Raw genomic sequence first — 22,418 nt, forward strand, 5'->3', positions numbered from 1 at the left:
ACGCGGGTTCCGGGGCCGGGCGCAGGTGCTCAGCCGAGGCTGGTGTTGTACAGACCCGTCAGGGTGATCTCGGTGAGGCCTTCCGGGGAGTCGCACTTCGCCGGGTCGATCCGGCCGATGGTGTTGTTCTCGATGATGTGGCCCTTGAGCTCGCCTTCGGTGACCCGGCCCACCGACCGCTCGATGATGACGTCCCCGGCGATCTGGAACGTGCTCACGAACTCCATCACGCTGGTGCGCTCGGACTGGTCCTGGGTGGTCCAGCGCACGCGGTCCTTCACCCACACGATCGCGGACTCGCAGTCGCCCTTGCCCTTGACCTCGACCTCGTGGGCCTTCGTGCCGGTGATCGGCAGGGTGGAGACGCACCGCCCGCTGTGCCCGCCCTCGACGTAGCTGAAGGTGATCTCCTGCTCGGTCCGCTTGAGGCCCGGCGTGATCTTCAGCGTCGCGGTTCCGCTGCACGATTCGCCGTGCACCGGTTCGTCGGCGTTCGCCGCGGACAGCGCGGTCGGCCCGCTCGAGACCACCAGCGTTCCGGCGGCCAGCAGACCGGCGGAGAGGCTCGCCAACACCCACTTGCCCCGACGGCCGATCAGCGGCGCGGCTTTCTCGTTCGGCCGGGGCGCGTTGCTGGGGGTCTGGGCCTTCATGGGAGGGGCTCCTTCCGGGGTGAATGCGGGAGATCCGCCCCATTTCTAAGCCACCCAAGAAGGTTTCTCGACCGATCATGCCCGATCGAGAAGGCAGCTCACTCGTCTTCGTTGTCCTGCCCGGAAGGGCGGTTACGGTTCGCAATGATGATGCCGAGATCGCTTCATATATTGTTGCGGTGCAATGGTTTTCAGCCTTTCGATGAGGTGATCCGTTCTGGTGCGCCCAGCGGGGGGCCGTGTGGTAGTCCTGGGTGGTCCGTGATCGCAGCACAGCGCTTGGAGATGCGGTGCGCGCCATCCAGATTTCCCGGTACGGCGGGCCGGAAGTGCTCGTAGAGGAACAAGTGCCGGATCCGGCATCCGGCAGCGGTGCGGTGGCCATCCGGGTCAGCGCCGCCGGCGTCAACTACATGGACACCATGTGCACGGCGAATTCCTACCTCAAGCCGGTCGAGCTGCCCTACGTCCCGGGCGGTGAGGTGGTCGGCCGCACCGCCGACGGGCGGCGCGTCCTCGCCATGATGGACGGCGGCGGGTACGCCGAGCTGGTCGTCACGTCCTCCCCGTTCGTCGCCGAGGTCCCGGACGGCGTCGACGACCACCAGGCCGTCGCGCTCGGCGTCCAGGGCCTGTCGGCCTGGCACCTGCTGCGCACCTGCGCGCGGATCGTCCCCGGCGAGTCGGTGGTGGTGAACGCGGCCGCGGGCGGGGTGGGATCGCTGCTGGTCCAGCTGGCGAAGCTGTTCGGGGCGGGCCGCGTGGTGGCCGCGGCGTCGAGCCCCGACAAGCGGGCTTTCGCGATGGCCGTCGGCGCCGACGTCGCCGTGGACGGCGCGGCCGAGGGCTATCGCGACCGGGTCGTCGAGGCCAACGCCGGGCGGCCGGTGGACATCATCTTCGACGCCACCGGCGGGGCGGTCTTCGACGCGGCGCTGGACGCGCTCGCCCCGCTCGGGCGGATCGTCACCTACGGCGTGGCGTCCCACGTGCTGCCCGCCCCGATCGCGACGGCGCAGGTCATCGAGCGCACCGTTGCGGTCGGTGGGTTCTGGCTGCCGCAGGTGATCTCGTTGCCTGGGAGGTTCCGGGAGCCGCTGGCGGAGCTGTTCGCCCTCACCGCCGCCGGCCGGCTGCGTCCGGCGATCGGCGGCGTGTACCCGCTCGGCGAGGCGCGGCGCGCGCACGAGGACATGCTCGGTCGGCGGACGCGCGGCAAGCTCGTGCTGGAACCGTGACACCGCTGCCCACCATCGTGCGGGTGCCGACCCCATCGGTGGTGGTGGACCGATTTCCCGGTGGCGCGAACGAGTTCCGGCGTCTCGCGGTAGCCGGGATTCCGGACGTGAGCCGCCGCAGACGATCTCGCGACGGGATTTCCTGTTGCGGTGAAGAGGTTTTTCCTTTCACCGCCGCTCGCGGGCTTGCCCGCATTCGCACGGCGAGGCGGTGCCCGATGCCCGAAGATGGGGCGGGCGCCGATCACCCCGCGAAGTCCGGTGCGGTTCCGGTTGAAACCGCGGGTTCTGCTCGTGCCTCGCCGGAATCCCCGGCGGCAGGACCGATCGGGTCAACGATTCGCCGAAGCCGGGAGGTTGAAGTTGACTGCCACCGCCGCACCGCGGCTGATCGCCGAACGAGCCCCGGATCCCCGCCTACCGGTCGCGCGGCTGGCGCTGCTGCTCGACCGCGATTCCGCCACCCCGCTGCACCCGCCGGACGACAGCGGGGTGGCCGCGGTGACGGGGCGGATCGACGGTGCCCGGGTGATCGCGTACTGCACGGACGCCACCAGGATGGGCGGCGCGCTGGGTGCGGACGGGGCGCGGCGCATCGTCGATGCCATCGACCGCGCCGTCCGGGACCGGTGTCCGGTGATCGGGCTGTGGCATTCCGGCGGTGCGAAGCTCGCCGAGGGTGTGGAATCGATGGACGGCGTAGGCCAGATGTTCGCCGCGATGATCCGCGCTTCCGGCCGGGTGCCGCAGATCTCGGTCGTGCTCGGGCCGGCGGCCGGTGCCGCGGCGTACGGGCCGGCGCTGACCGATGTGGTGATCATGGCGGCCGACGGGCGGCTGTTCGTCACCGGGCCGGACGTGGTGCGCAGCGTCACCGGTGAGCAGGTCGACATGGCCGGGCTCGGCGGTCCCGCGGCGCACGGGCAGAAGTCGGGCGTCGCGCACGTGCTGGCCGACTCGGAGGTGGACGCCTGCACCAGAGCTCGCCGGATCACCGGCCTCCTCGCCCAGCAGGGCGCTTTCGACCTGCGTGCCGTGGCGGAGCGCAAGGATCTGCGGTCGTTGCTGCCGGCTGCCGCCAACCGCGCCTACGACGTGCACCCGCTGGTGCGCGAGATCCTCGATGCCGCCAGCGGCTTCGACGAGTTGCAGCAGAAGTGGGCGCCCAACGTGGTCACCGGCCTGGGCCGGCTCGGCGGGCGCACCGTGGGCGTCGTCGCGAACAACCCGTTGCGCAAGGGCGGCTGCCTTGATTCGTCGTCGGCGGAGAAGGCGGCGAGGTTCGTGCGGATGTGCGACTCGTTCGGCGTGCAGCTGCTGGTCATCGTCGACGTGCCCGGCTATCTGCCCGGCGTGGACCAGGAATGGGCCGGCGTGGTGCGCCGCGGCGCCAAGTTGCTCTACGCCTTCGCCGAATCAGTGGTGCCGCGGGTGACGCTGGTGACCCGGAAGGCATATGGCGGCGCCTACATCGCGATGAATTCCCGCGCGCTGGGCGCGAGCGCGGTGTTCGCCTGGCCGGAGGCCGAAGTGGCGGTGATGGGGACCGAGGCGGCGGTGGGGATCCTGCACCGCAAGAAATTGTCCGCAGTGGACGATGAAGACCTGCGGATGGCGCTGCGGGCCGAGCTCGTCGACGAGCACGAGCGCCTCGCCGGCGGCGTCGGCCGCGCGCTTGACATCGGCGTGGTGGACGAGGTGATCGATCCCGCGGACACCCGGCGCCGGGTCGCCGCGGCGCTCGCCGAGGCCGCCGCCGGCCGCGGCCACCACGGCAACATCCCGCTTTGACCGGAGGAAGAACGGTGACTGTTCCAGCACGCGGCGGCCAGTTGTGGATCCGCCGCTTCCACCCTGCACCCGACGCCGGGGTCCGCCTGGTCGCGCTGCCGCACGCGGGCGGCTCGGCCAGCTTCTACTTCCCGCTGTCCCGCGCGCTCGCGCCGCGGGTCGAGGTGCTGTCGGTGCAGTATCCCGGGCGCCAGGACCGGTTGGCGGAGCGCTGCATCGACGACATCGGTGAGCTCGCGGACCGGCTCGCCGCCGAGCTGCGGCCGTGGGCGGACCGTCCGCTGGCGCTCTTCGGCCACAGCATGGGCGCGGCGGTGGGCTTCGAGGTGGCGCGCCGCCTGGAGGTCGCGCCGATCCGGCTGATCGCGTCCGGCCGCCGCGCACCGTCGACGCACCGCGACGAGTGGGTGCACCTGCACGACGACGACGGGCTCGTCACGGACCTGCGGAAGCTGAGCGGGACCGCTGCGGACGTGCTCGGCGACGAGGAGCTGCTGCGCATGATCCTGCCCGCGGTTCGCAGCGACTACCGCGCGGCCGAGACCTACCGGGGCGAGCCCGGGGCGAAGGTGGCCTGCCCGATCACGGTGCTGCTCGGCGACGACGACCCGAAGGTCACCCTGGCGGAAGCCGAAGCCTGGCGGGAGCACACCGACGCCGAAGTGGACCTGCGGGTCTTCCCCGGTGGGCACTTCTACCTCGTCGAGCACCAGGCGGGGGTGCTCGCGGTGCTCGACGAGCGGCTGAAGGTGCCCGATTCCGTGTGAACCCCTTGCACCGGCCCCGGCCGGATCGCGCACGCAGGTGTGAAAATTCCGCTCAATAATTGAGAAAATGCGTCACGGTGGACAGACTTCGTTGTGGGACAACATATCTGAGTCAGTTTGCACCGGTTATCTGCTCGGTTCGGCAGGAGGAGACCGACGTGTCTGGTGATGGGGAAGTCATCCTGGAAGGCGGCCCGGTCGGGATCCCGACCCAGGTGACGGCCGCGGAGGTGGATCTGGCCGAGCGGATCAAGATCCGGCGGTTGAACGGGTACGACCACTTCGAGCGGACCGAGAACTACCGCGCGGTCGGCGACTCGAACCTCCCGGTGTTCCGCTGGGCGTACCGGACGCAGGTCGCGGAATGACGGGATCGGACGGGCTCGACGGCCTCTTCGAGGTGCGCATCGGTGATCGCGACCTCGGCGTGTTCACCAGCTGCGCGGGCCTGGAGGCCGGAACCGGCGTCGTCGTCCTCAGCCGCCCGCAGGCCGGCCGCGCCGCGGCGATGTCGGACTGGCTGCGCAGCCGCCCGGAGAGGTCGATCGGCGAGATCACGATGCTCGGTCCGGAACGCGCGCCGCTGGCCTGCTGGTCGCTGGCGGGAGTCATGCCCGTGCAGTGGACCGGTCGCGGGCCCGGCGCGCCGTTCGAGACGCTCGAACTGTCCTGCGCGGATCTGACCCGGATCATCTGGTGACCTGCACCTGAGATCGACCGGTGAGTCGTTGCGGAAAGACCCCGCAGTTTCAATGAGGTTTTTCCAACCTCGTTCTGCGTGGCGGTGCGGGTGGCGGAACCTCAGAGGCTCCCTGGTCTGTGGGTGCCCTGACTTATGTATGTCCAATACACGGCGTCAGGGCCGTCCTCGCCAGGAAGCCTCTGAGAACCCGCGGCGGTGCGAGCTGCGTAGGTGGGCTATGCGCCTGCGGCGCATGCGACACCTCATCGACGTACGGCTTCGCGGGCCGCGGCTGCGGGCCGACCAGGATGAAAAACGCTCAATTGAAACTGTGAACTGGGCGCTCGAAGAGCGTTCCGCCCCGTTCTTCGCCGAGTCAGCCGTCGACCCGGGGCGCCAGCCGGTCGCGCAGGCGCAGTCCGCTGATCGCGCCGGAGTCGTCCCGGCAGACGTCGATGGTGGTGCCGCGTTCGCTCGCCGGCTCGGTGATCACCAGCCGGTCCCGCCCGCACCAGGCGACCTGCTCGATCGACGGCGGCTCCAGGTAGTAGCTGCCCGGCCGGGGCGTCGGGCGGTGGATGCGCACCGCGGCCCGCCCGTCGGGGCGCGGGCTGAGTTCGAGGCGGTAGAAGGACGCGTCGAAACTGCCCGCCAATCCGGCGGCGTCGGCAGGGGCGTCGCCGGGTTCGGTGGGCGGCGTCTCGGCGGCGATGCCGACCAGTTCCCGCAGCAGCGCGGCACGCACCTCCTGGTTCACCTGCTCGCCCGACGTGCCGTTGGTCAGCAGCACGAAGCCGATTCCCCGATCCGGGACCAGGCACAGCTGGGTGCAGTACCCGATGGTCAGCCCGCCGTGGTAGGCCAGCCGAACGCCGTCGACGTCGTCCAGCCGCCAGATCAGCCCGATCCGCTCGGTCGCGCCGCTGCGCTCGCGTTGCGGGACGAACGGCTCCGCCGGGGTCTTCCCGGCGAGGTGGTAGCGGGCGTAGTCGAGCATGTCGCTCACGCACGACACCAGCCCACCGCCGGGCACGTCCCAGCCCGGCAGCTGCCAGCCGCGCTGCCAGCCCGCGGTCCGGGCCACCTCGGGCCCGGCGTCGCTGCGGTGCGGGGCGGCCACCCGGTGGGTGATCGCCTCGTCCGCGGTGGTGCAGGTGTGCCGCATCCCGGCCGGTTCCAGCACTTCGGTGCGGACCAGCTCCGCGTACCGCCGGGCGGTGACCACCTCCAGCAGTCGTGCGGCGACGATCAGCCCGGCGTTGCTGTAGGAGTAGTTCGTGCCGGGGGCGAACACCAGCGGCAGCCCGGAGATGTGCGCGACGCCGGTGGCGATCGAGTCGTCCGCGCCGCCGGCGAGCAGCCGCGGCCCGTTGAGGATCAGGTGATCGCCGAAGAGGCCGGAGGAGTGGGTGAGCAGGTGCCGGATGGTGATCCGGCGGTCCAGCCCCGCGCCCGGCAGGTGGTCGGCCACCAGGTCGTCCAGGCCCAGCCGCCCGGCTTCGGCCTGCGCGGCCAGCATCGTGCCGACGAACGTCTTGGACACCGAGCCGATCTGGAACAGGGTGTGCTCGTCGACCGGCAGCGGATGGTCCACATTGGTCACGCCGAAGCCGAGGCGGTGGCTGCCGTCCGGGGTGAGCACGCCGACGCCGACGCCGGGCACCGCCCAGCGCCGCATCAGCGGCGGGATCATCCCGGTCAGCAGTCCGGCAATGTCGGTCATGCGTTCGCACCGTCCTCTGCGGGCCGTTGGAGTTCCTCGCCGGGGCGAACCGGGAAGAAGCAGGAAACCGTCCGGCGACCGGACTCGTCGGCGATCAGGGCGGGTGCCTCCCGCGCGCACCGAGCCTGGGCCTGGGGACAGCGCGGGTGGAAGGCGCAGCCGGTCGGCGGGTTCAGCGCCGACGGCACGTCCCCGGCGAGCACCACCCGCTGCCGCCGCGCTTCGGCGTCCGGATCGGGCAGCGGGATGGCCGACAGCAGGGAAGCGGTGTACGGGTGGGCCGCGCTCGCGAAGAACTCCGCCCGGTCGGCGACCTCCACCACCTTGCCCAGGTACATCACCGCCACCCGGTCGCACAGGTGCTTGACCACCGACAGGTCGTGCGTGATGAACACGTAGGTGAGGCCGAGCTCCCGCTGGAGTTCCTTGAGCAGCTTGAGGATCTGCGCCTGGATCGACACGTCCAGCGCGGACACCGGCTCGTCGCAGACCACCACCCTGGGGCGCAGCGCGATGGCCCGGGCGATGCCCATCCGCTGCCGCTGCCCGCCGGAGAACTCGTGCGGGTACCGGTCGTAGTGGTCCGGGTGCAGCCCGACCATCTCCATCAGTTCGAGCACGCGCCGCCGCACGTCCGGCCGCCGGTGGATGCGTAGCGGCTCGGCGATGATCTCGCCGACGCTGAGCCGGGGGTTCACCGAGGACGACGGGTTCTGGAAGATCATCTGGATGTCTCGGCGCAGCCGGGCCAGTTCGGCGCCGCGCCGCGCGAAGATGTCCTCGCCCGCGAACCGCACTTCGCCGCTGGTCGGGGTGGCCAGCCGCAGCAGCAGCCGGGCGAGGGTGCTCTTGCCGCAGCCGGACTCGCCGACCAGGCCCAGCGTCTCGCCTTCCCGCACGCCGAGGTTCACCCCGTCGACGGCCTTGACCAAGCCTCCCGCCCGGCGGAACAGCCCGCCCCGCACCGGGTAGTGCAAGGCGAGATCCCGGGTCTCCACCAGGTAGTCGTTCATCGGCCCGCCTCCGCATCGTCCAGCGCGCCGGCCAGTTCCCGGAACGCGTCCGCGGTGTGCACGCAGGCGGCCAGCCGGCCCTCGGCCTTGCGGTCCAGCGCCGGTTCGGTCCGGGTGCACCGGTCGTCGGCGAACCGGCACCGGGGCGCGAACCGGCAACCGCGCGGTTCGCCGGCGAGCGACGGGGGATGGCCGCCGATCGGTTCCGGTGCGACCTCGGAGTCCAGCCGGGGCACCGCGCGCAGCAGGGACCAGGTGTAGGGCATCAGCGGATCCTGGAAGAGCTGCTTCGGCGTGCCGGACTCCACCGCCTTCCCGCCGTACATCACCAGCACGCGGTCGGCGATCTGGGAGACCACCCCGAGGTCGTGCGTGATCATGATGATGGACATGCCGTACGCCGACTTCAGCTGGCCGAGCAGCTCCAGGATCTGCGCCTGGATGGTGACGTCCAGCGCGGTGGTCGGCTCGTCCGCGATGAGGATCTTCGGCCGCCGGGCCAGCGCGACGGCGATCATGGCCCGCTGCCGCATGCCGCCGGAGAGCTGGTGCGGGTAGTCCCGGGCGCGGCGCTCGGCGCTGGGCATGCCGACCTCGTCCAGCGTCCGCACCGCCCGGCGCCTCGCCTCCCTGCGGGAGACCCGCTCGTGGGTGCGGATCGCCTCGGCGATCTGGTCGCCGATGGTGAGCACCGGGTTCAGGCACGTGGTCGGGTCCTGGAAGATCATCGAGATCTCGTTGCCGCGGATCGACCGCAGCTCGCGCTCGGAGGCGCCGAGCAGGTCGCGGCCCCGGAACCGGATCCGGCCGCCGGCGTAGTGGCAGGGCGGCGACGGGTTGAGCCGCATGATGGACATCGCGGTCACGCTCTTCCCGGAACCGGACTCGCCGACGATGCCGAGCGTTTCGCCCTCGTCGACGGTGAAGGAGACGCCGTCCACCGCGCGCACCACGCCGTCGGCTGTGCGGAAGTGCGCTTGCAGGTCCTCGACTTCCAGCAGGGGCATGATCACCGCACCGCCTTCGGGTCGAAGACGTCGCGGAAGCCGTCGCCGATGAAGTTCACGCACAGCACCGCGACGGCGATCATCAACCCGGGGAAGACGATCGCGAACTGGCTGGTGAGGAACACGTGGAAGCCGGCGCGGAAGGCGTCGGAGAGCATGGCACCCCATTCCGGTGTCGGCGCCTGCGCGCCGAGGCCGAGGAAGGACAGCGCGGCGATGTCCAGGATCGCCGCGGCGAGGCTGAGGGTGGCCTGGACGATCAGCGGGCCCAGGCAGTTCGGCAGCAGCGTGCGCAGGAGGATCCTCCCGTGCCCGGCGCCCATGGAGCGCGCCGCCAGCACGTAGTCGCTGTCCCGCAGCCCGATCACCGCGGACCGGACGACCCGGGCGATCTGCGGGACCGAGACGATGCCCACCGCGAGCATGGCGTTGCCGAGCCCCGGCCCGAGCGTCGAGACGATCATGATCGCCAGCAGGACGCTGGGGAACGCGAGCAGGATGTCCATCAGCCGCATCAGGACCGCGTCGAACCAGCCGCCCCGGTAGCCGGCGAGCAGCCCGATCGCCGTCCCGACGACGGCGGCCAGCGCGACCGAGAGCAGCCCGGCGGACAGCGTCACCCGGGCCCCGAAGAGCAACCGGGACAGGATGTCGCGGCCCAGTTCGTCCTGGCCGAGCAGGTGCGTGCCGCCCGGCGGCTGGAACCGCCCGCCGAGGTCCTGCGCGTACGGGTCGAACGGCGCGAGGACCGGGGCCAGCACGGCGACCAGCGCGAAGATCCCGAGCACCACGACCCCGAACACCGCGAGCCGGTTGGCGAAGAACGCGCGCTGCCGCCGGCTCCGGGCGCCCCTCGGCGGCGCGGTGGCCACTTGGTCGGCCATCAGTACCTCACTCTCGGGTCCAACACCGCGTACAGGACGTCGACCACCAGGTTGACCAGCACGAACAGCAGCGAGGCGTACAGCACCACGCCCTGGATCAGCGCGTAGTCGCGCTGGAACACCGCCTGGTAGGCGATCTGACCGATGCCGGGCCAGGAGAAGATCGTCTCGGTGATCACCGCGCCGCCGAGCAGCAGGCCGAGCTGCAGCCCGATCACCGTGACCACCGGCAGCATCGAGTTGCGCAGGCCGTGCCGGACGGTCGTGACCAGCGGCGAGACCCCCTTGGCGCGGGCGGTCCGGATGAAGTCCTCGGCCAGCGTCTCCCGCATGCTGGACCGCGTCATCCGCATGATCACGCCGCAGGGGATGGTGGCCAGCGCGAGGGCGGGCATGGTCAGGTGCGCGAGGGAGGCGCGGAACATCGCCCAGTCCCCGGCGAGCAGCGAATCGACCAGGTTCAGGCCGGTGACCGCCGGCAGCGACTCGGCGGCGGGCAACCGGCCGGGGAACGGCAGCAGGTGCAGGTTCACGCCCAGCACCACCATGAAGATCATGGCCAGCCAGAAGATCGGCATGCTCACCCCGGCGACGGCGAACACCGACGCGACCTTGTCCAGCAGCGAGTGCGGCCTGCTCGCCGCCAGCGTGCCGAGTGCGATGCCGACCACCACGGCGATGAGCAGCGCCGCCAGGGTCAGTTCCAGGGTGGCGGGCAGCCGGGCGGCGAGCTCGGTGACCACCGGCCGACCGGACACGATGGACTCGCCGAGATCGCCCCGCAGCGCCCGGCCGAGGAACAGCCAGTACTGCACGATGATCGGCTCGTCCAGGCCCATCTGGGCGCGCAGCTCGGCGATCTGCTCCGCCGTGGCGTTCTCGCCGAGGATGATCTGCGCCGGGTCGCCCGGGATCATCCGCACGGTGAAGAACACGATCGCGGAGACCCCGAGCAGCACGGGGATCAGCTGCCCGAGCCGACGCGCGATGTAGGTCAGCAAGGCCCGACACCTCCCCGGCGTCCGGCGGTGGCCTTCAGGATTTCGGGGATCCCACAGAGAGAAGGCGACCGCCGGTGGGCCGATACCCGCACCGCTGCGCAAGATGAGTTCGGGATACGGCTTTCAGACGGTGAGGGCATCGAGGTCGTCCATGGCGATGTTGGTGCCGAAGCCGCGGATCGACGCGCGGAGCGCCACCGGCGGGCTGACGTAGGCGATTGGCAGCACCGGCACCTCGTCGTGCACGATGTGCTGGATCTCGGCGTAGAGGGCACGTTGCTTCTCCACCTCAGCGGTAACCCTGGCCTCGGCGAGCAGCGCGTCGACCTGCGAGTTCTGGTAGAAGGACAAGTTGGACGAATTGGTCTCCGTCGCGCTGGCGCCGGCGTACCAGTAGTTCAGCGGGAAGTAGGAGTCCACGCCGATCGTGGTGCCGCCGAACATGGCGATGTCGTGCAGTCCCTTGCCGGTCCGCTCCACGTAGGTCGCCAGCTCGTAGGTGACGAGCTCCGCCGTGATCCCGACCGCGGCCAGGTTCGCCTGCACCGCCTGGGCGACGCCCTTGCCGTCCGGCATGTACGGCCGGGCGGTGGACATGTACCAGAGCGTGGTGCGAAAACCGTTGGGCAGCCCGGCTTCGGCCAGCAGCCTGCGCGCCAGTTCCGGGTCGTACGGGTGCGGCCGGATCGAGCGGTCGACGAACGCGGAGATCCCGTACAGCGGCGCGCCGGCCACCTCGGCCCCTTCGCCGAAGAAGTACCGCACGATCCGCGGCAGGTCGATCGCGTGCGCGATCGCCTTGCGCACCAAGGGGTTCCGGAACGGCTCGCGCCGGGTGTTCATGGCGAAGTAGCTGAAGCACTCCTGCGGGTGCTGGGTCACGGCGAATCCCGGGGTGTCGCGCAGCGCGTCGGCGTCCTGGGGCACGATGCCGTTGACGGCGGAGAGATCGCCCCCGACCAGCGCCGCCACCCGGGCCGTGCTGTCCGGGATGGGCGTGAGCACCACGGTGTTCAGCCGCCGCCCCGCGTCGCCCGGCCGCGTGCCCCACCAGGATTCGTTGCGGCGCAAGGTGAGCTTGCTGCCGCGCTGCCAGGATTCCAGCGCGAACGGGCCGGTGCCGACCGGCCGCTGCCAGAAGTTCTCCACGTCCCGCTGGATCGCGGTGGGCGAGGCGATGCCGAACTGCGCGCCGGCGAGCGTGGGGAGGAACGGCCCGTAGGGTTCCCGGAGGTCGAACCGCACCGCGTGCGGTCCGGCCTTCTCGACCCCGGCGATCACCGACTTCTCGTCGAAGCCGCCGAACAGGTTCTTGTAGTAGGCGAACTTGCTGCTCTGCGGGCCGCCGCCGCGGTGGTAGGGGTGCCCGGCCTCCCGCCAGCGCCGGAAGTTGAACACCACGGCGTCGGCGTCGAACGGCGTTCCGTCGTGGAAGCACACGCCCTCGCGGAGCTCGAAGGTGTACTGCCGGCCGCCGTTCTCGGGTTCCGGCACCGCATTCGCCAGCGCCGGCAGCAGTCTTCCGTCCGGGGCGTAGCGCAGCAGCGAGTCGAAGATCTGGTGCACGACCGCGTAGGACTCGCTGTCGGTCTGGTTCATCGGGTCCAGGGAGACGGCGTCCGAGCTCCGGCCGTAGACGAACACGTCGCTGGCGGCCCTGGCCGAAGCCCCGCAGCCGGCGGTGCCGAGCAGCACCGCCCCGGCCCCGGCCAGCTGGAGCATGCCGCGGCGGGTCAGCTTCGGGCCGGTCGAGGTGCGCTGGTGCGTCATCGCCGCTCCCTTCCTTGGTCCTCAGTGCACGGACCGATGCCGGTGCGGCGGCACGATGTCCGCGGCCGTCCGGATCGGGCGCGTGGTTCCCGGGTACGCTGCGACCGCAGGCCGATTCCGGGCACCTGGTGCGGTTTCCGGCGTTCCAGCAGCGGAACCGGTTGCGGCGCCCGCGCATCGTCCAGCAGATCCAACTTCGCGAACCCCTTGATCTCGCTTCGAGCTGGTCTAGAGTGTGGACTCGCCCGCGGATGAGGGAGATCATTCGCTCGATACGCTCATTTTCAGCCCGCAGAGAGCGAGAAACGTGCATCAGGACTTCTCTGAGGACGACTTGGCGCTCATTCACGCCCTGCAGTTGTGGCCTCGCGCGCCGTGGGCGGCGCTGGCCCCGGCGCTCGGCGCGTCGCCCACGGCGCTGGCGCAGCGCTGGGCCCGGCTCCGCGAAGCGGGACTGGCCTGGATCACCGCATATCCCGAGTACGGCGAGCTTTCCGGCGGCGCGATGGTGGCCCTGGTCGAGATGAACTGCGCCCCAGGCGCGGTGGACGACGTGGCCCGGAGGCTGGAACGCACGCACCGCGTGCACAACATCGAACACGCCGCGCGTGGACTGGACCTGTTGCTGACGGTTTCCGCCAGCTCGTTCGGCGAACTCTCCGCGCTGCTGCTGGACGAGCTGCCGAAGCTGCCCGGAGTGGCGTCGCTGCACTCCCACATCGGCACCAAGCGGCACATCGAGGGCAACCAGTGGCAGCTGGACGCGCTGGACCGCGCGCAGCGGGAGGCGATCCTGCAGGCGGGCCGCGCCGAGCGGGACCGGCCCAGCGAACCGATCTACCTCAGATCCAAGGTCTTCGCCCCGCTCGTCTCCGAGCTCGCGCACGACGGCCGGGCCACCGCGGCGGAACTGGCCGAGCGGCTCGACCGGCCGACTTCCACGGTGCGCCGCCAGCTGACCGCCCTCCTGCGGTCCCGGGCGCTGCGACTGCGCTGCGAAGTCGCCCAGTTGCACACCCGGTGGCCCATCGCGGTGATCTGGTGGTGCCGCCTGCCGAACAGCGCGTTGCCCGCGGCGGTGTCCCGGCTGCGCGAGGACTCGCGGGTGCGGTTGTGCATGTCGGTGACGGGTTCGGCGAACCTCGTGGTGAACGCGTGGACGGCGGACATGGGCGACCTGATGAACATGCAGGACAACCTCGAACGGCTGTTGCCCGCAGGGGGAGTCGTGAACAGCTCGGTGATCCTGCGGACCCGGAAGCGGGTGGGCTGGCTGATGCACCCGGACGGCCGCTGCACGGGCGAGGTCATCCCGCTGCCCGGCCCGGCGGCGGACACCCCGGCCTGAGGGCGAGGTCGGGGCCGGAAGCCGCCCGACCCGTTCTCACGCCGCGCGCGACCGGTCAGGGCTGCGTCATCCCGGCGGTGACAGAGCCTCGCGCCGCGCGGCGGGCCGGGATGACTGCGGCGAGCGGTGCCGCCAGAGCGACGGCTCCCAGCAGCACTCCGAGCCGGCCCCACGGCAGCACGAACAGCACCGGCTCCGCGTCGGTCGACGCCACCTGCGCGATCAGCCACGCCGAGCCGATGCCGACGAACAGCCCGCACGCCGCACCGAGCAGCGCGACGAAGACCGATTCGGCGGCGAGGGCGGCGCTGAGCCCGCCCCGGGTCAGGCCGAGCGCGCGCAACAAGGCCGACTCCCGAGTCCGTTCCAGGACGGACAGCGAGAGCGTGTTGGCGATGCCCGCGAACGCGATCAGCACGGCCAGCGCGGTCAGCGCCCACAGCAGGTCCAGCGTGCTGCGCAGCGGCGCCGAAAGCTCGTCCTTGAGCTCGTCGATGCTGCGCAGCTGAGCCAGAGGCGCACCGGAGAGCGCATTTTCCAGCGCTTGCCGGACCTGGCCGTGGTCGGCGTCCGTCGTCAGCTTGACCAGGACGCTGTCGTCGTAGCCGCCCTCGCCCATGGCGATCGCGGACTGCTGCCCGAGATCGACCATGGCGAGCCCGGTATCGGCGCCTGCGGCGCGGACGCCGTCGTAGACCGCGACGACCCGCAGCGGGACCGGGCGGTTCCGGGGCCCGGCCTGGACGGCGGTCCGTTCTGATCGCTCGCCGCCGCTTGGGGCAGTGCTCCAACCAGCAGGCGCGCGGTGGGCCTTCGTGGTGAGTGCTCGTGACTGGCGCCTATCCGAGTTGCGTGACGCCTTCGTAGTCGCCGACCGCCGCGTCGCCGGTGACCTCGTACTCGAGGAGCAGCAGGCCCCGCGTCGTGGCCTCGTGCCGGACGAGTTGCAGGCCAGTTGCCGCAGTCGGGTGGGTGAACAGGCGTCGGCCCGTGCCGAGCACGGTGGGCGCCACGACCAGGCGGAGCGTGTCGACGAGCCCCATCGACAGCAGTGCGCTGCTGAGCCGGGCACTGCCGTGGACCTGCAGTTCCCGCCCTGGCCGCGCCTTCAGTTCGCGGACCGCCTCGCCGGCATCGCCGCGGAGCACCGTGGTCGGCGGCCAGTTCCCCTCATCGAGGGTGTTCGACACGACGTACTTCGGCAGCGAGTTCATCCGCTCGGTGAACGGGTCGTCGGGGTCGATGATCGTCGGCCAGTCGCGGGCGAACGCCGTGTACGTCCGCCGGCCGAGCAGCAGGCCATCGGCGTGGTCGAGCCATTCCGACGCGCGCCGGACGAACGCCTCGTCCATGTGCGGCACGAGCCAGCCGCCCCTCGTGAAGCCGCCGCTGGTGTCCTCAGTGGACGAACCTGGTCCCTGGCTCACGCCGTCGAGGGTGACGAATTCCGTGACGGCGACCTTCATCGCCCGGTCTCGCCCTCGGCCAGCCGGGCGAGTTGGTCGGTGGTGGTGCCCCAGCCCTCGGCGAAACCCAGCTCGGCGTGCCGGGCGCGGGCGGCGGGGTCGCCGTGCCGCACGACGACCCGGTAGTCGGTGCCGTCCGGGTGGTCCCGCAGGACGATCTCGGCGGTCATCGGGACCGGTGCGGGGCTCGCGGGGCGCCAGCCGCTGTCGAGCGCGTTGGTGAAGACGATCCGCTCGTACTCGTCCACCACGAGGAAGCACGCGTCCAGGTGCGGGACGAACGCGTCGCCGTCGTCGCTCATCAGCGTGACGAACGCGCCGCCGGGCCGGACGTCGAGGCGCTCGACGCGGCAGCGGGTCGGGGCGGGCACCCACCACTGCGCCAGGTTTGCCGGATCGGTCCACGCGTCCCACACCTGCTTGCGGGGCGCGCGGATGACCCGGTCGATGCCGAGATCGAGTTCGAGGTTCACTGCTCCTCCTTCGGGTTGGTGACGAATCGCTCCAGGCGATCGGTGCGGTCCGTCCAGATGCGCCGCTGCTCCGCGAGCCAGTCCTCGACGAGCGCGAACCGCTCCCGGTTGAGCTCGCAGATGCGCACCCGGCCGGACTTGGCCGTGCGGATCAGGCCGTTCGACTCGAGCACCCGCACGTGCTTCATGAACGACGGCAACGTCATGGGGGCGTCCCTGGCGAGGTCGCCGACGCTCGTCGGCCCGCGACCGAGTCGCCGGAGAACCGCGCGCCTCGTCGGGTCGGCGAGCGCGATGAACACGCCGTCGAGCACGGCCGAATACTGAGCCATGAGGCTAAGTATTAACCCGGCCCAACACTTAGCGCAAGGGCAAAGTGTTGGCCCGATGACCTCGCAGGGCGGTGGGCCGGTCGCGGGTGCGCACCTCTACCATTCAGCGGGTGGCCGCCTACGACGATCTCGACGTGTTCGAGCACCTGGACCCCTCGACCCTGCCGCTGCGCCAGCAGCGAATCCTGGTCACCATCCGGGATTGGGTGATACGGCACGGGTACTCGCCGAGCACTCGGCAGATCGGCGACGCGGTCGGCCTCCGGTCGTCCTCGTCGGTGTCGAAGCACCTGGCGAGCCTGGAGGAGAAGGGTTTCCTCAGGCGCAGCAACACGATGTCCCGGCCGATCGACGTGCGCGCGTTCCTCCGGGAACCGTCCACACGGGAGTCCGCCGAGCACTCGGTGCCCGTGCCCGTGGTCGGCGACATCGCCGCCGGTACGCCCATCTCGGCGGTGGAGCACGTCGACGACGTGCTGACCCTGCCCCGCGAGCTCACCGGGCGCGGCAACGTCTTCGGCCTCCGGGTGCGCGGTGACTCGATGATCGACGCCGCTATCTGCGACGGCGACATCGTCGTGGTGCGCCAGCAGTCCGAGGCCCACTCGGGCCAGATCGTCGCCGCGATGATCGACGACGAGGCCACCGTCAAGGTGTACCGCCGCCGCAACGGCCACGTGTACCTCGAACCGCGCAACCCGGCTTACGAGGTCATCGACGGCGACAAGGCCGCCGTGCTGGGCACGGTCGTCTCGGTGCTGCGCAGCGTGTAGTAGATCCTGTCTCCGGCTCGTTTTGCGTGGCGGTGCGGGTCTCAGGGGCCTTCTCGTCAAGAGGTCGTTTCAGAATGGCTCTGCCCGGCTGATCCCGAAGGTGCCCGGCGCCTGACACCGTGACGGTTTCGCGGCTCATCGCAGATGCAGTCGGGGCTGTCGGTTTTCGAGGTCGCCCGCACGGATTCCCGCGCTCGGCTGCACTCCTGTCCGGGCGCGACGAGACGTGCGCCGGGGAACGAGCTATGCGCCGTCGTTGCCATCGCGCAGGGAATGGATCATGCTCTGCAGGATCCGGAACGCGTCTGACTGCTCGGTCTCGGTCATGCCGGCCAGCATTCTGACCTCAACGGACCGGACTGCTGCGGTTGCCTTCTCCAGGCTCCGTCGTCCGCGAGGCGTGAGCCGCGTGGGAAGAACCTTCCCGACGGGCGCCTCCGCAGGCCTGGTCACGTAGCCGTCTCGTTCCAGGGCCTGGAGCAGCACGTTCATCGTCTGCCGGGTCACGAACGCGCCCCGCGCGAGCTCGGAGTTCGACAAGCCCGGTCGTTGAGCCAGGAGTTCGAGGCAGGAGTAGTGCGTCACGCTCATCCCGAGCGGCCGCAGCACCTCCTCCATGGCTACGCGGAGGGCGCTCGACGCCTCTTTCAGCAGGTAGCCCAGTGACGTCTTCAGGTCGACACCGGCACCGTCTTGACTCATGTCAGCATTCTGACATAGATTGGCCCGTGTCAGAAAACTGACATGTAAGGAAGGAGCATCATGCCCGCCACTGGCCCCGACTTCATCTCGCTCCAGGTGCGCGACCTGGACGCTTCGCAGGCGTTCTACGAGCAGTACCTCGGCCTCGTCCGCTCGCAGGCCGGACCTCCGCACGCCGTCGTCTTCGAGACGAAGCCGATCGCGTTCGCACTCCGCGACGTCGTTCCCGGCACCGATCTCGCATCCGTTGCTCAGCCCGGTATCGGTGCCGCGATCTGGCTCCACGCCACAGACGTCCAGGCCATTCACGATGCTCTCGTCGTCGACGGTCACACCATCGTCTCCGCACCGATCGACGGCCCCTTCGGTCGGACATTCACCTTCGCCGACCCCGACGGCTACCGGATCACTCTCCACGACCGCACCTGATAAGCCGAACGCCACCGGACGGTCGCCGTTCCCCGAAGACCGCCGGTTGCGCCCGAGGCGCGAGAATCCGGGCGACACCCGTTAGCTCTTCGCGGTTAACCGCGTAGGCAGGTCTGGCGCGTCGGTGCCCGGGGGTAGAGGTCGAGGTCATCCGAGGATGAAGGTGCGGGGCACCGCCCTCGGCTTCCGCGAACTGACCAACTGCATCACCCGCAGCCTGCTCGACACCGGCGGCTTCAGGCCCCGACTACGCCCTCTTTTCTGCGATGAGTCTTCTTCGCGCGAAATCGGCGTTCCGCCCTCACTCGGAGCGCCGATTTCGCGCGGAACCGGCGCCCGGTGTGCCAGGCAGGCAGGCCTCACGCGTGCCCGCGTCGCATTCTGAAACGACAGCCTCGACGACTCCGGCGCGTTCATCGCCGGCGGGGGTCCCGGGCGAGCGCGAAGCCGCTCGCCGCTGCGGCGAGCAGCAGCGCGGAGCCGAAGAGGTACACGGCCGTGATGCCGAGCGCGTCGGCCAGGAGACCGCCGAGGAGGAGGCTCACCAGCCTGCCCGCCTGGAACAGCGAGTCCAGGGCGGCGAAGACGCGCCCCCGCACCGTCTCGTCGGTGTGGGTCTGCACCAGGCTGGTGAAGGCGATGGTTCCCGTCGAGGTGCCCAGGCCGTAGAGCAGCAGCGACGCGGCGGCCAGAACGGGCCACGTCGTCACGGCCAGCAGCACGTTGACCAGGCCGCGCAGCCCGAAGGCGGCGAACACGACGTTCGGGCCGACGCGGCCGCGCAAGGTCCGGGTCAGCAGGACGGGGCCGGCGACCGCGCCGACGGCGATCGTCGCCAGCAGCCACCCGAAACCCTGCGGGCCGAGGCCGAGCCGCTCCCGGGCGAGGACGACGAGCAGGGCGCTGATGGCCCCGGCCGACAGCGCGGCGAGCAGCTGCGCGGCGGCCAGCGCTCGCAGCAGCCTGTCGGCGACGAGCAGGCGCGCGCCGTCGAGGGAGTCGCGCAGCCAGCCCCGGGTGGTCGCGGCGGCGCGATGACCGGGCACCGCCATCCCGGCGAGCAGCACGGCGCTGGCGGCGAAGGAAGCGGCGTTGACCCAGAACGCGATGGCGAAGCCGGCTGCCGCGGCGAGCGCTCCGGCCAGCGGTGCGAGCGCGATCTGGGCGATGATGGCGGTCGTCCAGACACCGGAGTTGGCGGCGACGAGCTCGCGCTCGCCGACCAGCGCGGGCAGCAGGCTGTTGGCGGCGGGGTTGAAGAACACCGCGGCGGCGGAGAGCGCGAACGCGATCGCGTAGATCGCGAACACGTGAGCATCGACCAGGGGCAGCATCGCGGCGAGGACCACGCGGACCAGATCCGCCGCGATCATGATCCGCCGCCGGGGCCAGCGGTCGACGACGATGCCCGCCAGGGGAGCCAGCAGCAGCACCGGCAGGACGTCGGCGATCACCACTCCGGCCACACCCGTACCGGAGCCGGTTCGGTCCAGCACCAGCAGGAGCAAGGTCACCCCGGCCAGGACGTCCCCGGCGCGGGAGATCGTCGCGGCGGCCCACCACCGCCGGTAGACCGGGCGCGCGAGCAACGCCCGCACCGTGATCCGGTCGTGTTCCGCCGCTGGCATCGCGCGCCGGGCCGTCCGGTTCCTACCGGGTGTCGCGAGGATGCGGGCGCGGGGCGAGGACTTCCGCGACCGGCCTGGTCTCCGCGTTCGCGGCGCGCACCGCCTCGGCCACGATCTCGTGGTCCGGCGAGAGGATGCAGACCGGGTCGGTGCGCGCCGCGTCGCCGGTGAGCAGGAACGCCTGGCAGCGGCAGCCGCCGAAGTCGATCTCGCGGCGCGGGCAGCCGCGGCATGGCTCGGGCATCCAGCCGGTGCCGCGGAAGCGCTGGAACAGCGGCGATTCCGCCCAGATCCACGCCAGCGACTTCTCGCGCACGCTCACGCGCGGCAGCGGCAGCGTGTGGGCGGCGGGGCAGGGCAGGGCGTCGCCGTTGGGCACCACGGTGAGCTGCAGCTTCCCCCAGCCGCCCATGCAGGGCTTGGGGAAGTCGAGGTAGTAGTCGGGGAGGATGTAGGTGAGCTCCGCCCGCCCCTCCAGGCGCTTCCGCGCGGCTCGCACCACCTGCTCCGCCCGCTCCACCTGCGTCCTGCTGGGCAGCAGCGCGGCGCGGTTGTGCAGGCCCCAGCCGTAGTACTGGGTGTTGGCGAGCTCGATGCGGTCGGCGCCCAGCCGCTCGACCAGCGCGATGATGTCGGCGACCCGGTCGATGTTCTGCCGGTGCAGGACGACGTTCACCGTCAGCGGCCAGCCCAGGTCCTTCACGGTCCGGGCCGCCGCGATCTTGCGCTCGAAGGAAGGGGTGCCCGCGATGCGGTCGGACAGGGCCGCCTCGTGGGCCTGGATGCTGATCTGCACGTGGTCGAGACCGGCGGCGCGAAGCTGCTCCGCACGGCGCGGCGAGAGGCCGATCGCGCTGGTGATGAGGTTGGTGTACAGGCCCAGCTCGGCGGCGGTGCGCGCGATCTCCACCAGGTCCCGGCGCTGGAGCGGCTCCCCGCCGGAGAGGTGCAGCTGCACCACGCCGAGCTCGCGGGCCTCGGTCAGCACCCGGCGCCACTCCGCCGTGGTCAGCTCGTCGCCGTAGTCGGCGAGCTTGAGCGGGTTGGAGCAGTATGGGCAGTGCAGCGGGCAGGCGTAGGTGAGCTCGGCCAGCAAACCGAACGGTCTAGTCATCGTCGGCCTCCACGCACCGCTTGGCGGCGAGGCGGGTGAGGAACTGCGTCACCTCGTCGTCGGCCACGTGGGCGTAGCGGGAACTCAGCTTCGCCACGATCTCGGTGACCGTCCGCTGACCGTCGCACAGGTCGAGGATGGCCGCGCCGGTCGTGTTCAGGACCGTCACCGACTCCGGTCCCAGCAGCATGTACTTCTTGCGGGACCGGTCGAACCCCAGGCGCACGTGCGGCGCCAGCCGGGGCCGGCTCGACGGGTGCACCTCCGTGCTCATCGCGGTCCCGCGGCGTTGGTGGCCGGGCGCCGGTCCGCCGACGCCCGGGGATCGACTGCCGGTCGTCCCACCGCGCCTACTCCTCCAGCCGCGAGACGTACATCGTGACTTCTGAGGCGCATACGACTTCTTCGAACTCGGGCGTCTCCCATTCGACTTCGTCGAACTCCGGGGGCTCCCATTCGAGAAGACCGGGCCGAGCAGCATCTGATCTCATGATTGGCACCTCCTCTCCGGCGACGAGCGTCCCCGGGCGGAGTTGGCGGTTCGGCTGCCAAGGTCGAGGCGAACGCGATGTCCGGTACCGGCGCTCACTGCGAACCGGCCCCCCGACCTGATCCGGACCCCCGACGCGTCCCCGCCGCGCGGGACCACCGCAGGTGCAGGATAGCCCCGCAGAAACGTTGCCGTAAGGGCACAGGAAACCCGAAATCGGCTGGTCAACAGCGATGTCGGCGCGACGGCACCGTGCCGGTGGGGCGGGTGGTGCTCGGGCGTCAGGGGATGTCGAAGAGGTCGGGCTCGTCGGTGGCGGTCGCGCTGTGCAGGCCCTCGCGGGCGGCTTCGGCGTTGGCCGCGGCGCGCGGCAGCATCGTCGCTTCGCAGCGGGCCACGGTGGTGGCGAGATCGGGGGAGTCGAAGAGCCCGTCGGCCTCGACGGCGCGGATCAGAGCTTCCGGGCGTCGCGCTGTGCGGCCCGACCGAAGAACACCACATCGAGAACAAAAGTGAAACTGTGCAATTTTTAAACTGTTTCACGTTTTGTACCGTGCGTTGCATGACCGGAGGCGCGATGGGGCGGCGGGAGCGGAAGAAGGCGGCCACCTGCCAGGCGCTGGCCGACGCCGCCATGGAGCTGTTCCTCCGGCGCGGCTTCGACCGGGTCAGCGTCCGCGAGATCGCCGACGCCGCCGACGGGTCGACGACGACGCTGTTCAAGCACTTCCCGAGCAAGGAGGCCCTCGTCTTCGGCGAGGCCGTCGACCACGAGGCCGAACTCGTCGCGGCGGTCCGCGATCGCGGAACAAGCGGGATGCGCCGACGACGACCCCGAGTGCGCCGCCCTGGCGCACTTCGCGCTGCGAACTCGCGCACTGGCCCGCGGCCCTCGCTCCGAAGAGACCGTCGCGGCAGCGTTCGAACTGCTCGAAAACGGCTGGCGCGCCAGCTGATTGCGTCGAGCTCAATATCCATTGTGGATTATCCTTCGCGATCGGTTCTTCGTGGCGCGGGCCGCTGATCGGCGTGGCGGCGTCCGTCTCAACTGGTGAACACGTTTTGCGGGCCGCGATCAACCCGCTACTCTTCGGCTCATGATCCGCTTGGTTATCCGCAGGCACGTCGACTACG

At 70.8% G+C, this 22,418-nt stretch carries 25 protein-coding genes; 9 read left to right on the forward strand and 16 right to left on the reverse strand.

From position 1 onward, the window contains the following. Positions 1-29: 29 nt before the first annotated feature. Positions 30-653, reverse strand: coding sequence for a hypothetical protein (locus ACWEV3_RS08030; RefSeq protein WP_452613174.1), 624 nt, complete (start codon positions 651-653; stop codon positions 30-32). Between the two features lie 290 nt (positions 654-943). Between ACWEV3_RS08030 and ACWEV3_RS08035 the strand changes: the two genes are divergently transcribed. The 5 genes from ACWEV3_RS08035 to ACWEV3_RS08055 all read left to right on the forward strand — a co-directional run bounded on the left by ACWEV3_RS08035 (position 944) and on the right by ACWEV3_RS08055 (position 5,149). Then, the gene (locus ACWEV3_RS08035; protein ID WP_452613175.1) at positions 944-1,891 is read left to right on the forward strand and encodes a quinone oxidoreductase family protein; all 948 of its coding nucleotides are present in this window, start codon (positions 944-946) and stop codon (positions 1,889-1,891) included. Positions 1,892-2,254: 363 nt separating this feature from the next. Beyond that, a complete protein-coding gene (locus tag ACWEV3_RS08040) occupies positions 2,255-3,682 on the forward strand; it encodes an acyl-CoA carboxylase subunit beta (protein WP_452613176.1) in 1,428 nt (475 codons plus the stop codon). Positions 3,683-3,696: 14 nt separating this feature from the next. Then, on the forward strand, positions 3,697-4,449 hold the full coding sequence (locus ACWEV3_RS08045; RefSeq protein ID WP_452613177.1) for a thioesterase II family protein: 753 nt from the start codon (positions 3,697-3,699) through the stop codon (positions 4,447-4,449). 158 nt (positions 4,450-4,607) lie between these two features. Then, positions 4,608-4,817 carry a DUF5988 family protein gene (locus ACWEV3_RS08050; protein WP_452613178.1) on the forward strand — a complete coding sequence of 70 codons (210 nt, stop codon included), beginning with the start codon at positions 4,608-4,610 and terminating at the stop codon, positions 4,815-4,817. Continuing rightward, complete coding sequence (locus ACWEV3_RS08055) at positions 4,814-5,149, forward strand: hypothetical protein (RefSeq protein WP_452613179.1); 336 nt, start codon at positions 4,814-4,816, stop codon at positions 5,147-5,149. Before ACWEV3_RS08050 ends, ACWEV3_RS08055 begins: the two co-directional genes overlap by 4 nt. 358 nt (positions 5,150-5,507) lie before the next feature. Here the strand turns inward: ACWEV3_RS08055 and ACWEV3_RS08060 are convergent, their stop codons facing one another. From ACWEV3_RS08060 to ACWEV3_RS08085, 6 genes are all read right to left on the reverse strand, one after another. Then, positions 5,508-6,854, reverse strand: coding sequence for a serine hydrolase domain-containing protein (locus ACWEV3_RS08060; protein WP_452613180.1), 1,347 nt, complete (start codon positions 6,852-6,854; stop codon positions 5,508-5,510). Next, the gene (locus ACWEV3_RS08065) at positions 6,851-7,867 is read right to left on the reverse strand and encodes an ABC transporter ATP-binding protein (RefSeq protein WP_452613181.1); all 1,017 of its coding nucleotides are present in this window, start codon (positions 7,865-7,867) and stop codon (positions 6,851-6,853) included. The genes ACWEV3_RS08060 and ACWEV3_RS08065 overlap by 4 nt, the downstream gene beginning before the upstream one ends. Further along, the gene (locus ACWEV3_RS08070; protein ID WP_452613182.1) at positions 7,864-8,874 is read right to left on the reverse strand and encodes an ABC transporter ATP-binding protein; all 1,011 of its coding nucleotides are present in this window, start codon (positions 8,872-8,874) and stop codon (positions 7,864-7,866) included. Before ACWEV3_RS08070 ends, ACWEV3_RS08065 begins: the two co-directional genes overlap by 4 nt. A gap of 2 nt (positions 8,875-8,876) precedes the next feature. After that, the gene (locus ACWEV3_RS08075) at positions 8,877-9,758 is read right to left on the reverse strand and encodes an ABC transporter permease (RefSeq protein ID WP_452613183.1); all 882 of its coding nucleotides are present in this window, start codon (positions 9,756-9,758) and stop codon (positions 8,877-8,879) included. Then, positions 9,758-10,759: an ABC transporter permease gene (locus ACWEV3_RS08080; protein WP_452613184.1), complete on the reverse strand. Its 1,002-nt coding sequence runs from the start codon at positions 10,757-10,759 to the stop codon at positions 9,758-9,760. The genes ACWEV3_RS08075 and ACWEV3_RS08080 overlap by 1 nt, the downstream gene beginning before the upstream one ends. A 123-nt stretch (positions 10,760-10,882) precedes the next feature. Beyond that, positions 10,883-12,529 (reverse strand): ABC transporter substrate-binding protein, encoded by a 1,647-nt coding sequence (locus tag ACWEV3_RS08085; protein ID WP_452613185.1) that lies wholly within the window; start codon positions 12,527-12,529, stop codon positions 10,883-10,885. A 334-nt stretch (positions 12,530-12,863) separates the two neighbouring features. Here ACWEV3_RS08085 and ACWEV3_RS08090 point away from each other — a divergent pair, with 334 nt between their 5' ends. Further along, entirely contained in the window at positions 12,864-13,877 is a 1,014-nt protein-coding gene (locus ACWEV3_RS08090; protein ID WP_452613186.1) for an Lrp/AsnC family transcriptional regulator, read from the forward strand. Positions 13,878-13,932: 55 nt separating this feature from the next. Here ACWEV3_RS08090 and ACWEV3_RS08095 read toward each other — a convergent pair whose 3' ends face one another. The 4 genes from ACWEV3_RS08095 to ACWEV3_RS08110 all read right to left on the reverse strand — a co-directional run bounded on the left by ACWEV3_RS08095 (position 13,933) and on the right by ACWEV3_RS08110 (position 16,148). Continuing rightward, positions 13,933-14,529 (reverse strand): ABC transporter permease, encoded by a 597-nt coding sequence (locus tag ACWEV3_RS08095; RefSeq protein ID WP_452613187.1) that lies wholly within the window; start codon positions 14,527-14,529, stop codon positions 13,933-13,935. Between the two features lie 187 nt (positions 14,530-14,716). Next, positions 14,717-15,343, reverse strand: a complete 627-nt coding sequence (locus ACWEV3_RS08100; protein ID WP_452613188.1) for a dihydrofolate reductase family protein — start codon at positions 15,341-15,343, stop codon at positions 14,717-14,719. Then, positions 15,340-15,816, reverse strand: a complete 477-nt coding sequence (locus ACWEV3_RS08105; protein WP_452613189.1) for an SRPBCC domain-containing protein — start codon at positions 15,814-15,816, stop codon at positions 15,340-15,342. The genes ACWEV3_RS08100 and ACWEV3_RS08105 overlap by 4 nt, the downstream gene beginning before the upstream one ends. Beyond that, positions 15,813-16,148 carry an ArsR/SmtB family transcription factor gene (locus tag ACWEV3_RS08110; protein ID WP_358571697.1) on the reverse strand — a complete coding sequence of 112 codons (336 nt, stop codon included), beginning with the start codon at positions 16,146-16,148 and terminating at the stop codon, positions 15,813-15,815. The genes ACWEV3_RS08105 and ACWEV3_RS08110 overlap by 4 nt, the downstream gene beginning before the upstream one ends. Before the next feature lie 110 nt (positions 16,149-16,258). Between ACWEV3_RS08110 and lexA the strand changes: the two genes are divergently transcribed. Then, positions 16,259-16,921 carry a transcriptional repressor LexA gene (gene lexA / locus ACWEV3_RS08115; RefSeq protein WP_358381128.1) on the forward strand — a complete coding sequence of 221 codons (663 nt, stop codon included), beginning with the start codon at positions 16,259-16,261 and terminating at the stop codon, positions 16,919-16,921. A gap of 243 nt (positions 16,922-17,164) precedes the next feature. Here lexA and ACWEV3_RS08120 read toward each other — a convergent pair whose 3' ends face one another. Next, positions 17,165-17,623, reverse strand: coding sequence for a MarR family winged helix-turn-helix transcriptional regulator (locus ACWEV3_RS08120; protein WP_452613190.1), 459 nt, complete (start codon positions 17,621-17,623; stop codon positions 17,165-17,167). A 60-nt stretch (positions 17,624-17,683) separates the two neighbouring features. Between ACWEV3_RS08120 and ACWEV3_RS08125 the strand changes: the two genes are divergently transcribed. Next, positions 17,684-18,052, forward strand: a complete 369-nt coding sequence (locus ACWEV3_RS08125) for a VOC family protein (protein WP_452613191.1) — start codon at positions 17,684-17,686, stop codon at positions 18,050-18,052. Between the two features lie 413 nt (positions 18,053-18,465). Here the strand turns inward: ACWEV3_RS08125 and ACWEV3_RS08130 are convergent, their stop codons facing one another. The 4 genes from ACWEV3_RS08130 to pqqA all read right to left on the reverse strand — a co-directional run bounded on the left by ACWEV3_RS08130 (position 18,466) and on the right by pqqA (position 21,285). Further along, positions 18,466-19,680 (reverse strand): MFS transporter, encoded by a 1,215-nt coding sequence (locus ACWEV3_RS08130; RefSeq protein ID WP_452613192.1) that lies wholly within the window; start codon positions 19,678-19,680, stop codon positions 18,466-18,468. Between the two features lie 22 nt (positions 19,681-19,702). After that, on the reverse strand, positions 19,703-20,794 hold the full coding sequence (pqqE, locus tag ACWEV3_RS08135) for a pyrroloquinoline quinone biosynthesis protein PqqE (protein WP_452613193.1): 1,092 nt from the start codon (positions 20,792-20,794) through the stop codon (positions 19,703-19,705). Beyond that, the gene (gene pqqD, locus ACWEV3_RS08140; RefSeq protein WP_452613194.1) at positions 20,787-21,068 is read right to left on the reverse strand and encodes a pyrroloquinoline quinone biosynthesis peptide chaperone PqqD; all 282 of its coding nucleotides are present in this window, start codon (positions 21,066-21,068) and stop codon (positions 20,787-20,789) included. Before pqqD ends, pqqE begins: the two co-directional genes overlap by 8 nt. Positions 21,069-21,144: 76 nt before the next feature. Next, positions 21,145-21,285: a pyrroloquinoline quinone precursor peptide PqqA gene (gene pqqA / locus ACWEV3_RS08145; RefSeq protein WP_452613195.1), complete on the reverse strand. Its 141-nt coding sequence runs from the start codon at positions 21,283-21,285 to the stop codon at positions 21,145-21,147. Positions 21,286-21,846: 561 nt separating this feature from the next. Here pqqA and ACWEV3_RS08150 point away from each other — a divergent pair. After that, entirely contained in the window at positions 21,847-22,308 is a 462-nt protein-coding gene (locus ACWEV3_RS08150) for a helix-turn-helix domain-containing protein (RefSeq protein WP_452613196.1), read from the forward strand. The last annotated feature ends 110 nt before the right edge of the window (positions 22,309-22,418 follow it).

It is taken from the genome of Saccharopolyspora sp. NPDC003752 (assembly GCF_053605825.1).

Coding starts and splice junctions, on each gene's coding strand:
- ACWEV3_RS08150 (WP_452613196.1), top strand. CDS start 21,847: ATGACCGGAGGCGCGATGGGGCGGCGGGAGCGGAAGAAGGCGGCCACC.
- pqqD (WP_452613194.1), bottom strand. CDS start 21,068: ATGAGCACGGAGGTGCACCCGTCGAGCCGGCCCCGGCTGGCGCCGCAC.
- ACWEV3_RS08110 (WP_358571697.1), bottom strand. CDS start 16,148: ATGGCTCAGTATTCGGCCGTGCTCGACGGCGTGTTCATCGCGCTCGCC.
- ACWEV3_RS08070 (WP_452613182.1), bottom strand. CDS start 8,874: ATGCCCCTGCTGGAAGTCGAGGACCTGCAAGCGCACTTCCGCACAGCC.
- ACWEV3_RS08055 (WP_452613179.1), top strand. CDS start 4,814: ATGACGGGATCGGACGGGCTCGACGGCCTCTTCGAGGTGCGCATCGGT.
- ACWEV3_RS08120 (WP_452613190.1), bottom strand. CDS start 17,623: ATGAGTCAAGACGGTGCCGGTGTCGACCTGAAGACGTCACTGGGCTAC.
- pqqE (WP_452613193.1), bottom strand. CDS start 20,794: ATGACTAGACCGTTCGGTTTGCTGGCCGAGCTCACCTACGCCTGCCCG.
- ACWEV3_RS08060 (WP_452613180.1), bottom strand. CDS start 6,854: ATGACCGACATTGCCGGACTGCTGACCGGGATGATCCCGCCGCTGATG.
- pqqA (WP_452613195.1), bottom strand. CDS start 21,285: ATGAGATCAGATGCTGCTCGGCCCGGTCTTCTCGAATGGGAGCCCCCG.
- ACWEV3_RS08130 (WP_452613192.1), bottom strand. CDS start 19,680: ATGCCAGCGGCGGAACACGACCGGATCACGGTGCGGGCGTTGCTCGCG.
- ACWEV3_RS08125 (WP_452613191.1), top strand. CDS start 17,684: ATGCCCGCCACTGGCCCCGACTTCATCTCGCTCCAGGTGCGCGACCTG.
- ACWEV3_RS08100 (WP_452613188.1), bottom strand. CDS start 15,343: ATGAAGGTCGCCGTCACGGAATTCGTCACCCTCGACGGCGTGAGCCAG.
- ACWEV3_RS08075 (WP_452613183.1), bottom strand. CDS start 9,758: ATGGCCGACCAAGTGGCCACCGCGCCGCCGAGGGGCGCCCGGAGCCGG.
- ACWEV3_RS08065 (WP_452613181.1), bottom strand. CDS start 7,867: ATGAACGACTACCTGGTGGAGACCCGGGATCTCGCCTTGCACTACCCG.
- ACWEV3_RS08085 (WP_452613185.1), bottom strand. CDS start 12,529: ATGACGCACCAGCGCACCTCGACCGGCCCGAAGCTGACCCGCCGCGGC.
- ACWEV3_RS08030 (WP_452613174.1), bottom strand. CDS start 653: ATGAAGGCCCAGACCCCCAGCAACGCGCCCCGGCCGAACGAGAAAGCC.
- ACWEV3_RS08095 (WP_452613187.1), bottom strand. CDS start 14,529: ATGGTCGATCTCGGGCAGCAGTCCGCGATCGCCATGGGCGAGGGCGGC.